The organism is Saccharopolyspora oryzae (assembly GCF_027853915.1).
In the GTDB taxonomy this organism is placed as follows: domain Bacteria; phylum Actinomycetota; class Actinomycetes; order Mycobacteriales; family Pseudonocardiaceae; genus Saccharopolyspora; species Saccharopolyspora oryzae.
In genome coordinates this window covers 15,866-29,297 of sequence record NZ_JAQGLA010000021.1, presented here as the reverse complement: position 1 = coordinate 29,297, position 13,432 = coordinate 15,866, and the positions used below count along the sequence as shown (strand labels likewise).

The following is a 13,432-nucleotide window of genomic DNA, read 5'->3' as shown; positions in this document are numbered from 1 at the left end:
GGTTTCATCCGACGAGTTTCCGCCCGCGGCCGGGCGTCGTGGCCCCCGAAACGGCGCCCGGCCGCTTCTGAACCCTGACGCTCAGACGAAAGTCGGTCAACGCCGACCGCTGGAGATGTGCATTCCCAACGGTTTTCCGGTTCGCCGGACGATCCACTGTGGATTCTTCGGTGGCCGGGTGTTCCTGGCGATGGCGGCCAGAGGAAGTGCGGCTCACGTGCAGCAGGTTCTCGTGGCATTCGGCGGATTCGCACCGGTGGTGACGATCCTGCTTCCGCTCTCGGTGGTGGTGGCGGTGGCATCAGCGGTGGTGCGCAGCGGCTCCGACCCCCGCGAGCCGTTGCTGGACGGGGCGCTCGCCTACTCGGTGCTCACCGTCGGATACCTGGTGTTCCTGCCGCAACCGCCGCCGCCCGCGGATCCGGTCCGGCCGAGCCTCGGCAACGACGTGTCGATGGCGCTGACGGCGGGCCCCGGCGACCTGCTGCCGTGGGTGCAGTTGGCGGGGAACCTGGTCCTGCTGATGCCGCTGGCGGTGCTGGTCCCGCAGCGCGTGCCGTGGTTCGACAGCGTCGTCAAGATCGCGTTCTTCGGACTGTTGCTGTCGGTGTCCATCGAGCTGGTCCAGTTCCTGGGCATCCCCGGCCGGGTCGCGGCGACCGACGACGTGGTGTGCAACACGATCGGCGCGACCGTCGGCGCGCTCCTGGTGCGGCTGCCGCACTGGCTCGGCAGCCGCCCGCAGCACAGCGCCAGCGGCCGCGCCGGCCAAACGGTGTGGACCCTGATCGCCAAGATCGAACAGGAGCGAGGAGTGCTCAGCGAGCAGCGCTCCCGATGAACCCCGGTGGCCGGGGAAAGCCTTCCGCGTCAGACACCCCCGGCCACCGGTCCCAACTGGCCTTCTCCCGCCCCCGTTTTGCGCGGCGGTGCAACCCCTTGGCCGGGCGGATCAGCCCTGGAGCTTCTGGTTGCGCTCGCTGAGGGAGCGGCCGAGCGCGTCGACCTCCTGCTCCATCTTCGGGATCAGACGCCGGACGGTCGGCCGCATCAGGATCTCGACGACCCCGGACGCCGGGAGGTTGCGCAGCCAGTGCATCAGCGCGACCGCCCGCGGCACGTACACCCGGCGGGCGCGCCGCTCGACGCCGTCGGCGAAGGCCTTGGCGCAGTCCTGCACGCTCGTGGTGGAGCGCATCGGCCACGGCAGGCGCTTGCGCATCTGCTCGAAAGCGCTCAGGTCCTGCGCCACGTCGCGCACCATGTCGGTGTCGATCCACGACGGGTGCGCGCTGCCGACCATCACGCCCAGGTGCGACACCTCCGTGCGCAGCGCGCTGGCCAGCGCCTCCGCGCCGGACTTGCTCGCGGTGTAGGCGGCCATGCCGCCGATCGGCGTGAACGCCGACAGCGACGAGACCACCAGCAGGTAGCCGCGGCGCTCGATCAGGTGCGGCAGGGCGGCGCGGGCGGTGTGGAAGACGCCGTTGATGTTGACGTCGATGGTCTTGGTGAACGCGCGCGGATCGCTCTTGCGCACGGTGCCGATGGGCGCGATCCCGGCGTTGGCGATGACCACGTCGATGCGCCCGAGCTGCTCGGCGGCGGCGTCCACGGCGGCCTTGATCGAGTCGCCGTCGGTGACGTCGGCCTCGGCCCAGAAGTGGCCGTCGCCGAGTTCGGCCGCGACGGCCGCCAGCTCGTCGGGCTCCAGTCCGACCAGGGCGAGCCGGGCGCCTCGGCGGGCCAGCTCCCGGGCGGTCTGCGCGCCGATCCCCCGCGCGGCACCGGTGATCAGGACGACCTTGCCGGACACGTTCGGCATGTGCACTCCCTCGATCGACGTTATCTACTCCGCAGTAGCCTACTCATAGTAGGTTCCCCCGGACCAGCGCGGAAGAGGCTGATGCGGCGGACTTGACCCTCCCGTCGCGGGAGACCGCACAGTCGACCCCACTCGATCTTGGAGTGGAGGCTTCGATGCGAAGTGCGATCGGCCTGCTGGCCGTGGCGCTGCTGCTCGCCGGGTGCGCGGGCACTGCCAGGTCCGCCCCAGAGCTGGACGTCGGCGGCGGTGCGATCGACGAGCCGCTGGCGGTCGTCGTGAGCGGATTGGCGCCGGGGGAGCAGGCTTCGGTGTGGGCGCGGACGACCGACGACCGCGGTCGGCTGTGGACTTCGTGGGCGACGTTCGCGGCGGATCGCGGCGGGCGCGTCGACATCGCCGGGCAGGCTCCGATCACCGGCTCCTACACCGGGACGGACCCCACCGGACTGCTGTGGTCGATGCGGTTGCCGTCCGGGGAACCGGTGTCCGAACCGCGAGCCGCGCTGAGCGGACCCGAGCTCCGGCTGACCATCGGCGTCGACGTCGGCGGGAGCACGGTGGCGCAGGCGCCGCTGGTGGTGCCGCTGCACGCGCCGGGAGTGCGGTCGACGCCGACCGCCGAGGACGGGCTGGTCGGTGATCTCCACCTCCCACCCGGTCCCGGGCCGCACCCGGGCGTGATCCTGCTGGGCGGATCCGAAGGCGGCCGGCCGAACCCCGAGCTGGGGCGGTTCTTGGCCGGGAAGGGCTTCGCGGTGCTCGGCCTGGCCTACTTCGGACTGCCCGGGTTGCCGCCCGCGCTGGACCGGATCCCCGTCGAGTACGGCACCCGTGCGGTGGACTGGTTGCAGGCCCGGCCGGAGGTCTCCGACGGGCGGGTGGGCGTGGTCGGGTTGTCCAGGGGCGGCGAGTTCGCGCTGGTGCTGGGCGCGTTCGCGCCGGGGGTGGGTGCGGTGGCGTCGATCGTGGGGTCCGGGGCGGTGTTCCCCGGAGCGGTGCAACCGGGATCGTCCTGGACGCGTGCCGGTGCCGACCTCCCGCCGCTGGTGATCGCTTCGCCCGGATCCCCGGTCGGCTTCCTGGCCTCGGCTGCGCGCGGACGTCCCGGGCAGTTCGTCGACACCCAGGGCACTACGGCCACGCCGGACGAACTGGACCGCGCCGCGATCCCGGTCGAGCGCAGCGATGCCGCATTCGTGCTGGTGTCCGCCGAGCAGGACGAGTTGTGGCCGTCGCAGCGGCTGCTGGACGTCGCCGCGCGCCGGCTCGGTGGCCGGGCCGAGCACGTGGTCCAGCCGGGAGCAGGCCACTTCATCCTCGACGTGCCCAACCTCCCGACCTCCTACACGACCGCGGCCGCGTTGATCCCGGGCGTGTTCTGGATCGCCGGCGGCGGAACCCCGCAAGCCAACGCGGCAGCCACCGCGGACACCGTGCGCCGGGTCGTCGAGCTGTTCCGGGAGGAGCTGTGACCAGCAGCATTGCTTTCGGGGTGGCCTACGCGGCGTTGATCGCGCTGCTCGGCGTCCTCTTCGGATATCCGGTCGATCCGGTGCTGATCGGGTTGGCGGTGCCCGCGACTCTGGCGTTCCTCGCGGGTCGAAACGCGATCTGCCGGAAGACCTGGGGACCGATGTGGTGTCTCGGCGCTGCCACGGCGCTGGTGGTGCTCGGCGAGCTCGCGGGATCCGGCCAGCGCATCGAGGTGGGTGGGGTGCTCGTCGGCACCGGCCCGCAGTGGATCGGGGCCTTGGCGGCGGGTTGGCCGCGGCTGCTCGTGCTCGTCGGCTTCTGCGCGCTCCGGCGCGCTCCGGAACAGCCGAGCCGCCGGAAAGCGCTCGGACTGGCGGCGGTGCTGGCCGCGATAGCGACCGCCTGCACCGCGTTCGGAACGGCGCTGTCCGGTGGGCTGTTGGTCTGGGCGCTGGTGGGGAACGTGCTCGCGTTCGCGGTGGCGGGCTTCCTGCTGCTCCGGTCCGGGCTGCGACTGCCCGCGCTGCTGCTGGCAGTCGGCGCGTTGCTGGCCGGACTCGACGAGCAGCTCCTCGACGTCGGCACCCCGGCCGCCACGCACCTGCTGCTCTGGCCCGCCTACCTCGTGGCGGCCCTGCTGGTGGCTGCACTGGAAGCTCTGGCCCGGCGGCTGTTCCGCCGACGCCCGGGGATCACCTGAAACGCGAACGGGGCCGCAGGCATGTTGCCCGCGGCCCCGTTCGGTGCTTCAGCTCAGAGCGCGCTGAGCTTGCTGAGGGTGTCCTGCTGGTTCGCCAGGAAGTCCTCGGCCAGCTTGCGCATCGCCTGGGCCTGGCCTTCCTCCTGCTCGGAGCGGGCCAGCTGGCCGGCGCTCTGCTCCAGCGCCTGCACGGCCTGCTTCCACTGCTTGTCGAACTGCTCGCCCTGGAGCTGCTTGAGCTGGTCGAGCTGCTGCGACGGCTGCTGACCCGCGTCGCCGGCCTCGTCGGTGGAGTCCGCCGGGTCGCTGTCCGACGGCTGCCCGGCCGCGGAGGCCAGGAACGCGTCGAGCTGGGTGACCTGCAGCTGCGCCGACTGCTGGAGCTGGGTCGCGAGCGCCTTGGTCTCGGCGCTCTGCCCGTTGCTCTGGGCCAGCTGCGCGAGCTCGACGACCTGCTTGCGGTTCGCCTGCAGCTGCTGGGCGAACTCGCGGTCGGTCTCGCTGTGCTGGCCCGCCTGCTGCTGGCCGCTGTGCTGCTGGGCGGTCGCCGACGGCGGCGTGCCGGGGGACGGGGGCTGGTCGCTCGGTCGCTCGGCCGGCGTGCAGCCAGCCAGGGCGAGACCGCCGATCAGCACCGCACCGATGATCGTGCTCCTCCGCACGTGCTTCCCCTCCAGGATCTGGTGGACGTCGTCCCAGGGCGGCCCGTCTCGCAGGTGGGCTGCCGGACCTGTTGATCCGTAGGCTAACCGGCGCCCTCCCGTCGGGTTCGGGCGACATGTCCGTGATCGCCGCCTGTCGGGTCGATCTCACTCCTGGTGACCGGGAGCGCCCCAATGAATAGGGTGGCTACGGCCCGGCCGAACTACGCCGGGGCGTCGGGACTAGTATCCGCAGTCGGCAGGCATCGCGACTGGCTCATCCTGCAGTCGCCCTGCGGGGTGTCGCATGCTGTCACCCGACCCACCCGGGTCGGGGGCGGATCCAACCGGATCCGACGAAGGATTCGAGGGAGTGCAGGAGGCACCGTGACGGCCGTCGCGCCACAGCCGATCGCCACGCGCCCCTATCCGGTGCGCAAAACGGTCAAGGGTTCGTACCTGGCGCGGATGTTCCGCACCACGGACCACAAGCAAATCGGCATCATGTACATGGTCACGTCGATGACGTTCTTCCTCATCGGCGGTCTGATGGCGATGCTGATCCGCGGCGAGCTCGCGGTCCCGGGGATGCAGTTCCTGTCGCAGGAGCAGTACAACCAGCTGTTCACCATGCACGGCACGGTGATGCTGCTGATGTACGCGACCCCGATTCTGTTCGGCTTCGCCAACTACATCCTGCCGTTGCAGATCGGCTCCCCGGACGTCGCGTTCCCGCGGTTGAACGCCCTGGGGTACTGGCTGTTCACCTTCGGCAGCCTGGTCGTGCTGTCCGGCTTCCTGCTGCCGGGCGGTGCCGCTGACTTCGGTTGGTTCGCCTACACCCCGCTGTCGGACGCCCTGCACTCGCCGGGCCACGGCGCGGACATGTGGATCGCCGGTCTGGCCGTCTCCGGTCTGGGCACGATCCTCGGTGCGGTCAACATGATCACCACCGTGGTCTGCCTGCGCGCGCCCGGCATGACCATGTTCCGGATGCCGATCTTCACCTGGAACATCCTGGTCACCAGCGTGCTGATCCTGATGGCGTTCCCGATCCTGACCGCCGCGCTGCTGGGCCTGATGGCCGACCGGCACCTGGGTGCCCACGTCTTCGACCCGGCCAACGGCGGCGTCATCCTCTGGCAGCACCTGTTCTGGTTCTTCGGCCACCCCGAGGTCTACATCGTCGCGCTGCCGTTCTTCGGCATCGTCTCCGAGATCTTCCCGGTGTTCAGCCGCAAGCCGATCTTCGGCTACTCGGGCCTGGTCTACGCGACCCTGGGCATCGCGGCCCTGTCGGTCGTGGTGTGGGCGCACCACATGTACGCGACCGGCGCGGTGCTGCTGCCGTTCTTCGCGTTCACCACGTTCCTGATCGCGGTCCCGACCGGTGTGAAGTTCTTCAACTGGATCGGCACCATGTGGAAGGGGCAGCTGACCTTCGAGACGCCGATGATCTTCAGCGTCGGCTTCCTGGTCACCTTCCTCTTCGGTGGTCTCACCGGTGTCCTGCTGGCCATGCCGCCGGTCGACTTCCACGTCTCGGACACCTACTTCGTGGTCGCGCACTTCCACTACGTGCTCTACGGCACGATCGTGTTCGCCACCTTCGCCGGCATCTACTTCTGGTTCCCGAAGATGACGGGCCGGATGATGGACGAGCGGCTGGGCAAGCTGCACTTCTGGCTGACCTTCATCGGCTTCCACGGCACCTTCCTGGTCCAGCACTGGCTGGGCAACGAGGGCATGCCCCGCCGGTACGCCGACTACCTGGAGTCCGACGGCTTCACCATGCTGAACACGATCTCCACGATCGGCGCGTTCATCCTGGGTGCCTCGATGCTGCCGTTCCTCTACAACGTGTTCCGCAGCTACCGCTACGGCGAGGTCGTGGACGTCGACGACCCGTGGGGCTACGGCAACTCGCTGGAGTGGGCCACCTCGTGCCCGCCGCCGCGGCACAACTTCACCGAGCTGCCCCGGATCCGCTCCGAGCGCCCGGCGTTCGAGCTGCACTACCCGCACATCTCCGAGCGGATGCGGCTCGAGGCGCACCTGAGCCTGACCGGCAAGACCATCGCCCACAAGCACGAGGGCGGCGGTACCGCCACCGCGGTGATCGACAAGCCGGTCACCGAGGAAGAGTCCGGCAAGGACGACTCCGAGAAGTGATTTGGGCGCTAGCCCCACACCGAGCACCTGTGCCAGGGTGGGATTAGCTCGACGAAGAGCCCCGGCGGGCCTGCTCGCCGGGGCTCTTCGCTTGCCGAGGTGTTCAAGAACCTGGCTGAAGAACTCGTTTTGCGTGGCGGTGCAGGTAGCGGAACCTCAGCGCCCGCCTGGACTGCGGGAGCCCAGACTTATGTATGACCAATACACGGCGTCAGGGCTGTCCTCGCCAGGCGAACGCTGAGAACCCGCGGCGGTGCAAGTGCCGTAGGTGGGCTAAGCGGCTGCGCCGCTTCACAGACAAAGATCAAAGCCAGGATCGAAGACAGGCATTCAGAGAGGAAGAACCGCTGCCGTGAGTGCCGCGAATGCGACCACCGTGCTGATCACCGTGACCGGGAAGGACAAGCCCGGCGTCACCTCCGTGCTGTTCGCCGCGCTGACCCGGCACGGCGTGGACATCGTCGACGTCGAGCAGGTGGTGATCCGAGGTCGTCTGGTGCTCGGCGTCCTGGTGTCCACCGAGCACGACCCGGAGCAGCTGCAGGAGGCGGTGGAGCAGGCGATGGCCACCGTCGGCATGACCGTCGACGTGGCGATCGGCGCCGAGGACGGCGACGCCAGCAAGCTCGCCTCCAGCCACGTCGTGGTGGTGCTCGGGCAGCCGGTGACCGCGCGCAACTTCAGCGAGGTGTCCCGCGGCCTGGCCGAGATCGGGGTCAACATCGACTCCATCCGGCGCGTCGCCGACTACCCGGTGACCGGGATCGAGCTGCAGGTCAGCGCACCGGAATCGGACGACGACACGGCGCTGACGCAGGCGATGGCCGACATCGCCGCGCGCGCCGGGGTCGACCTGGCGGTGGAGCGGACCGGGCTGTCCCGGCGGGCCAAGCGGCTGGTGGTCTTCGACGTGGACTCCACGCTCATCCAGGGCGAGGTCATCGAGATGCTGGCCGCGCGCGCCGGCTGCGAGGACCAGGTCCGCGAGGTCACCGAGCGGGCCATGCGCGGCGAGCTGGACTTCTCCGAATCGCTGCGGCAGCGGGTCGCCGTGCTGGAGGGCCTGCCGGCGACGGTGCTGGACGACGTCGCCGCGGAGCTGGAGCTCACCGCGGGCGCGCGCACCACGATCCGCACCCTGCGGCGGCTGGGCTTCCACACCGGTGTGGTGTCGGGCGGGTTCACCCAGATCATCGACCAGCTGGTGGACGAGCTCGGACTGGACTTCAGCGCCGCCAACGAGCTGGAGGTCGTGGACGGCAAGCTGACCGGCCGCGTGATCGGCGAGATCGTGGACCGGCCGGGCAAGGCCAAGGCGCTGCGCCGCTTCGCCGAGTCCTTCGGCGTCCCGGCCGCGCAGTGCGTGGCCGTCGGCGACGGTGCCAACGACATCGACATGCTCTCGGCGGCCGGTCTGGGCGTGGCGTTCAACGCCAAGCCCGCGCTGCGCGAGGTCGCCGACACGGCGCTGTCGCACCCGTTCCTGGACGCCGTGCTGTTCGTGCTGGGCGTCACCCGCGCCGAGATCGAGTCGGCCGACGCCGAGGACGGGGTGCTGCGCCGGGTGCCGCTGGAGGCGTGATGCAGCCGGGGAATAACGGTGCTCCGGAAACGGCTGATCGAGGTGTGCTGGACACCGCCGTGCTCGATCCGCTGATCACCCGCTACGCGTCCTGGCTGGCCCTGCCGGGCGCGGCCACGGCGGACACCTCGGACGAGGATCCGGAGAACGTCGTGCTGATGCCGATGGTCCTGCGGATCGAGCGCCGCGACCCGCCGGACCGCACCGCGCTGCTGGAAGCGGCGGCCGCGGCGGCGCTGGCGGTGTGCCTGGACGAGCGCTGCAAACCGGGCGGTGAGTGGCACGAGGCCATGAGCACCTGGATCGCCGGACGGATCCGGAAGGTGTCGCGGCGAGCCCGCGGCGCGCACTGGGAGGCGGTGCAGTCGCTGCCCGGCCGCACCTTCAAGGTCGGCAACGCCGAGGTCCGCGCCTTCCTGCCGATGCGGGTCGCGGACATGCCGAAGGAGCTCAGCCGCCTGCAGATCTCCGGCAGCGAACTGGACTCCGACGAACCGGGCCCGCCCCTGCCGAACGCACCGGTGCTGTGGCTGAACCCGGACGTCCCGATGAGCGCGGGCAAGTCGGCGGCGCAGGTCGGCCACGCGACGATGATCCTGGCGTCCCTCCTGCACGGCGAAGGCATGCACGCGGAGCTGGAGAGCTGGGCGGCGAACGCCTTCCGCTGCTCGGTCCGCCAAGCCGACGCCGAAACCTGGTCCAACCTCCACCCCGGAGACAACCCGGAAAAGGCCTGGCGAGAAGCGCGAGTGGGCATGGTCCGAGACGCCGGCTTCACCGAAGTGGACCCGGGCACGGTCACCGTCCTGGCCCAGTGGCGATGACACCGACTTCCTGACAGTTCGCCCCATGCCTGGGTAATGTCCCCGGCGTGTCCGTGGGGGAATCAGAGTTAGCCGCCTTGGCCCAAGCCGTATGCGCGGATAAACGTCCGATCAAAGCGTTCTACGCGGCGTTCGCGAAAGCGGTCGTTTATGCCCAGCGACCGGAGAAACCCGGTGTGTTCGTCACGGACGCCGAGAGCTGGGGCCGGTGGACGGTGGTGTTCTCCAGCCCGGAGCGACTCGCCGCCTACGCAGGTGAATGCGACTACATGTCGATGCCGGGCGCGGTCTTCCTGGAGTTGGTGCCGGCCGGCGTGGGCGTGATGGTCGATCCCGAGGATGACCACCGACTCCCGCTGGTGGCGAGGGTGGACGACTTCTTCGCGCTCGAGCGGGAGTGGAAGCGCACGGCGCCAGCACGCCAAGCGGCTGCTCGCAAGGCATGAACGGTGGGGGTTGAGCTTGGACGGCAATGGATTCCACGTCGAAATCGAGTTGCTGGAAACGGCGTCGAGGAACATGGACGAACTCGTCGCCGGGCAGGACAACTCGGAGTTGAGCGAGTTGCCCGGCGCTAGCGAGTCGTACGGGCACGCCGATCTGCTGTCGGCCTTGACGGAGTTCTGCGACCGGTGGTCGGTCGGCCTGGACGCGTTGTGCGATCGGGCCACCCGCATGAGCTACTCGCTCGGTGAGACCGCCAAGGCGTACCGCGAAGCAGATCAGGCCGGTGCGGACGCGCTTTCGGTCGATCCGGGGATCGATGTGGTGCAGCCGGGCCCGACGATCCCGGGGATGTCTCGATGACTTTCGAACTGGGGGAGGCCACGGAGCCGACGCTGCTCGTGCCCGGAGACCCGGACGTGATCGAGTCGAACGCTCGGTTCATCCGGGAGCGAGCGGTCAAGGCGTCCGAGACCGGTGAAGCGCTGAAACGAATCGATGCCGGCGGGTGGAGCGGTGAAGCCGCAGACCTCTGGCACGAGCAGCACGAGACGGATGTCCCGCGCTGGTTCGATGGTGGGGATTCGCTGGAAGCCGGGGCTGCCGCACTCGAGGAGTACGCGCGCGTGCTGCGGTGGGCTCAGGGCGAGGCCGCTGAGGCCGCTCGGTTGTGGGCGGAAGGGGAGGCTGCCACCGAGCAGGCGAAGCTGGACTACGAGCGAGCTGTCGCCGACGCGCAAGGTGGTGAGATCGCACCATTCGTCGATCCTGGTGGGGAGAGCCGGCAAGCCGCTCAGGACATGCTGCGGCTGGCTCGGCAGGAGCTGATCGCAGCGGGCGACAGCGCTGCTTTCGCGCTGCGGGAAGAAGCAGCCGTAGCGCCTCAGGATTCGCAGGCGCAGATCGATTCGAACTTCTACGGTGCGCTCTGGGAGGGTTTCGCCGGCACGTTCACGGCGTTCTACGACGCGTTCACCGACCCGCTGGGGACGGTGAAGGCGATGTACTACGCCGCTACCCATCCCGTCGAAGCGTTCAAGGAGATCGTCTCCTGGGACGATTTCGTCAACGGGCGCGGTGAGGTCGGGCTGGGAAGGCTCACCGGTGAGTTCTTGGGGGGACTCGTCACCGGTGGGGTCGGCAAGGTCCTCAAGACGCTCAGGAAGCTTCCAGACGCCCCCGAACACCGGGTTCCTGTTGCCGAGAAGAAGACGACCGGTGACCCGATCGATGTCGCCACGGGCAGCATGGTGCTCGCACAAACGGATGTCGAACTCCCGGGCGTGCTCCCCCTGGTGCTGAAGCGACTGCACCTCTCATCCTTCCGGGCCGGACAGCACTTCGGCCCAACGTGGACTTCGACGTTGGACCAGCGGCTGGAGGTGGACGAGACCGACGTGTGCTTCGTCGCCGACGACGGCACGCTGTCCCTCTTCCCGCAGCCTGCGCCCGGCTCGTCCGTCGTCGCGGTGACTGGACCGCAGCGGAGCTTGGCGCGATCCGAGGACGGCAGTTACACGATCACCGACGCGGCGCAGGGCAGAACGCTGCACTTCGGTTCCGCAGGCGAAATCCTGCCGTTGATCGCGATCACGGATCGCAGCGGTCACCGCATCGACTTCGAGCGCGATGCCGATCGAACACCGGTCGAGGTGCGTCATTCCGGCGGCTACCGCATCCGCGTGGAGTCCGAAAACGGCCTGGTGACCGCGTTGTTCCTCCGCGAGGCGGACAACGGCGACGACGTGCTGCTGATGCGCTACGGCTACCAGGACCGGCGGCTCACGGAGGTGGTCAACGCTTCCGGTCTGCCGCTGAAGTTCACGTATGACGAGGCTGGGCGGATCACGAGTTGGACCGACCGCAACGACAAGTGGTACCGCTACACCTACGACAGCCGTGGTCGGGTCGTGGAGGTGGAGGGCTCGGGCGACTTCCTGAGCGGCACGCTGGAGTACGACGACCGGATCACTCACTGGACCAACTCGCAAGGCGCCCGCACCACCTACCACCTCAACGAATACGGTCAGACGGTCCGCGAGGTCGATGCGCTGGGCGGCGAAATCCGGTGCGAATGGGATGAGCGCGACCGCTTGCTCTCCCGGACCGACCAGCTCGGGCGCACGGTCCGCTACGAGTACGACGACGGCGGCAACCCGGTCGCGATCTCGCGTCCGGATGGCAGCCAGGCCCGGTTCGAGTACAACGACCTTCGACTTCCCACTGCGATCGTCGCTCCGGACGGCTCGGTGTCGCGCCGCGAGTACGACAGGCGCGGGAACATCGTCAGGGCGGTCGATCCGCTCGGTGCCGTCACCAGCTATTCCTATGACAAGCGCGGTCATCTGGTGAACTTCACCGATGCGCTGGGCAACGTGCGTCGGGTCGAGACCGACGCGGCGGGCTTACCGGTCGTCCTGACCGATCCGCTGGGAAACATCACGCGTTATGTGCGGGACGGATTCGGCCGCGTCGCGGAGGTGGTGGATCCGCTGGGTGGCACCACGCGGTTCGGCTGGACCGTGGACGGCAAACCGGCGTGGCGAACCTTGCCGGACGGGGCGACCGAGCGCTGGCGGTACGACGGGGAAGGCAATCTCCGAACCTTCGTCGACGCGCTGGGGCAGGAGACCCGCACGGAGGTCACGCACTTCGATCTGCCGTCGGAGGAGATCCGGCCGGACGGGACGCGCCTGCAGTTCGGCTACGACACCGAGTTGCGGCTGGTCAGCGTCACCAATGAGCAGGGTTTGGTGTGGCGCTACGACTACGACGTCGTGGGCAACCTGGCGCGGGAGATCGACTTCAACGGTCGTGCGGTCACTTACCGGCACGACGCGGCGGGCCAGCTGATCGAACGCACCAACGGAGCAGGCGAGGTCACTTCGTTCACCCGCGACGTGCTGGGCAGCGTGATCGAACGCCGCAACGGCTCGGTGACGTCGACCTTCAGCTACGACCCGCTGGGCCGACTGGTCGAAGCGATGGACGGCGATACCCAGGTCAGCTTCGACCGCGATCCAGCTGGGCGCGTGCTGGCCGAAACGATCAACGGCCGCACCGTGGCCTCGGTGTACGACCCGCTGGGCCGCAGGATCCGTCGCCGTACACCGTCGGGTGCGGAGAGCGTGTGGGAGTACGACCCGAACGGTCGGCCGACCGCGCTGCACACCGCCGGCCGGACCCTGCGCTTCGGCTACGACCGCGCAGGCCATGAGATCCAGCGAGACCTGGGGCCCGACGTCGTCCTGGCCCAGGCCTGGAACGCCAACCACCAGCTGCTCTCGCAAACCCTCACCGGCGCGACCGGCCAGCAGATCCAGCAGCGTTCGTACACATACCGCGCCGACGGCTTCCTGACCGGGCTGGACGACAAGCTCACCGGCCCGCGCACGTTCGACCTCGACCGCGTCGGCCGCGTCACTGCGGTCACCGGGCCTGGCTGGACGGAGCGCTACGCCTACGACGCAGCGGGAAACCTGGCCCACGCGTCCTGGCCCACCAACGATGGCGAGGAGCTCGGCGATCGCGAGTACAGCGGCACCCTGATCCGCCGAGCGGGCAAGGTCCGCTACGAACACGACGCCCAAGGCCGGGTGGTGCTCCGCCAGCGAAAACGCCTGTCCCGCAAGCCGGACACCTGGCGCTACTTCTGGGACGCCGACGACCGCCTGGTCGAAGTCCTCACCCCGGACGGTGCCCGCTGGCGATACCGCTACGACCCCCTAGGTCGCCGAGTCGCCAAACAACGCCTCACCCCCGACGGCT

At 69.3% G+C, this 13,432-nt stretch carries 10 protein-coding genes and 1 pseudogene; 9 read left to right on the top strand and 2 right to left on the bottom strand.

Annotated elements, in window-relative coordinates; translation table 11 throughout:
- Positions 1-217: 217 nt before the first annotated feature.
- The gene (locus tag OU415_RS15825) at positions 218-841 is read left to right on the top strand and encodes a VanZ family protein (protein ID WP_270949530.1); all 624 of its coding nucleotides are present in this window, start codon (positions 218-220) and stop codon (positions 839-841) included.
- Between the two features lie 111 nt (positions 842-952).
- On the opposite strand, the gene OU415_RS15820 is transcribed toward OU415_RS15825, so the two are convergent.
- Positions 953-1,825 carry an SDR family oxidoreductase gene (locus tag OU415_RS15820; RefSeq protein WP_270949529.1) on the bottom strand — a complete coding sequence of 291 codons (873 nt, stop codon included), beginning with the start codon at positions 1,823-1,825 and terminating at the stop codon, positions 953-955.
- A 155-nt stretch (positions 1,826-1,980) separates the two neighbouring features.
- Between OU415_RS15820 and OU415_RS15815 the strand changes: the two genes are divergently transcribed.
- Both OU415_RS15815 and OU415_RS15810 read left to right on the top strand, forming a co-directional pair.
- Positions 1,981-3,300: an acyl-CoA thioesterase/bile acid-CoA:amino acid N-acyltransferase family protein gene (locus tag OU415_RS15815; protein ID WP_270949528.1), complete on the top strand. Its 1,320-nt coding sequence runs from the start codon at positions 1,981-1,983 to the stop codon at positions 3,298-3,300.
- Positions 3,297-4,001 carry a hypothetical protein gene (locus tag OU415_RS15810; protein WP_270949527.1) on the top strand — a complete coding sequence of 235 codons (705 nt, stop codon included), beginning with the start codon at positions 3,297-3,299 and terminating at the stop codon, positions 3,999-4,001. Before OU415_RS15815 ends, OU415_RS15810 begins: the two co-directional genes overlap by 4 nt.
- Positions 4,002-4,054: 53 nt before the next feature.
- On the opposite strand, the gene OU415_RS15805 is transcribed toward OU415_RS15810, so the two are convergent.
- The gene (locus OU415_RS15805) at positions 4,055-4,663 is read right to left on the bottom strand and encodes a DUF305 domain-containing protein (RefSeq protein WP_270949526.1); all 609 of its coding nucleotides are present in this window, start codon (positions 4,661-4,663) and stop codon (positions 4,055-4,057) included.
- Between the two features lie 366 nt (positions 4,664-5,029).
- On the opposite strand from OU415_RS15805, the gene ctaD reads away from it, so the two are divergent.
- The 6 genes and pseudogenes from ctaD to OU415_RS38360 form a co-directional block, all read left to right on the top strand.
- Positions 5,030-6,814 (top strand): aa3-type cytochrome oxidase subunit I, encoded by a 1,785-nt coding sequence (gene ctaD, locus OU415_RS15800; protein WP_270949525.1) that lies wholly within the window; start codon positions 5,030-5,032, stop codon positions 6,812-6,814.
- A gap of 352 nt (positions 6,815-7,166) precedes the next feature.
- Positions 7,167-8,396, top strand: a complete 1,230-nt coding sequence (serB, locus tag OU415_RS15795) for a phosphoserine phosphatase SerB (protein ID WP_270949524.1) — start codon at positions 7,167-7,169, stop codon at positions 8,394-8,396.
- Positions 8,396-9,220, top strand: a complete 825-nt coding sequence (locus tag OU415_RS15790; RefSeq protein ID WP_270949523.1) for an aminoacyl-tRNA hydrolase — start codon at positions 8,396-8,398, stop codon at positions 9,218-9,220. Before serB ends, OU415_RS15790 begins: the two co-directional genes overlap by 1 nt.
- A 47-nt stretch (positions 9,221-9,267) precedes the next feature.
- Positions 9,268-9,666 carry an SseB family protein gene (locus OU415_RS15785; RefSeq protein WP_270949522.1) on the top strand — a complete coding sequence of 133 codons (399 nt, stop codon included), beginning with the start codon at positions 9,268-9,270 and terminating at the stop codon, positions 9,664-9,666.
- Between the two features lie 73 nt (positions 9,667-9,739).
- Positions 9,740-10,027 (top strand): hypothetical protein, encoded by a 288-nt coding sequence (locus tag OU415_RS15780; RefSeq protein ID WP_270949521.1) that lies wholly within the window; start codon positions 9,740-9,742, stop codon positions 10,025-10,027.
- A pseudogene (locus OU415_RS38360) lies at positions 10,024-11,037 on the top strand (putative T7SS-secreted protein); the annotation flags it as partial. The gene OU415_RS15780 and the pseudogene OU415_RS38360, both read left to right, overlap by 4 nt.
- Between the last annotated feature and the right edge of the window lie 2,395 nt (positions 11,038-13,432).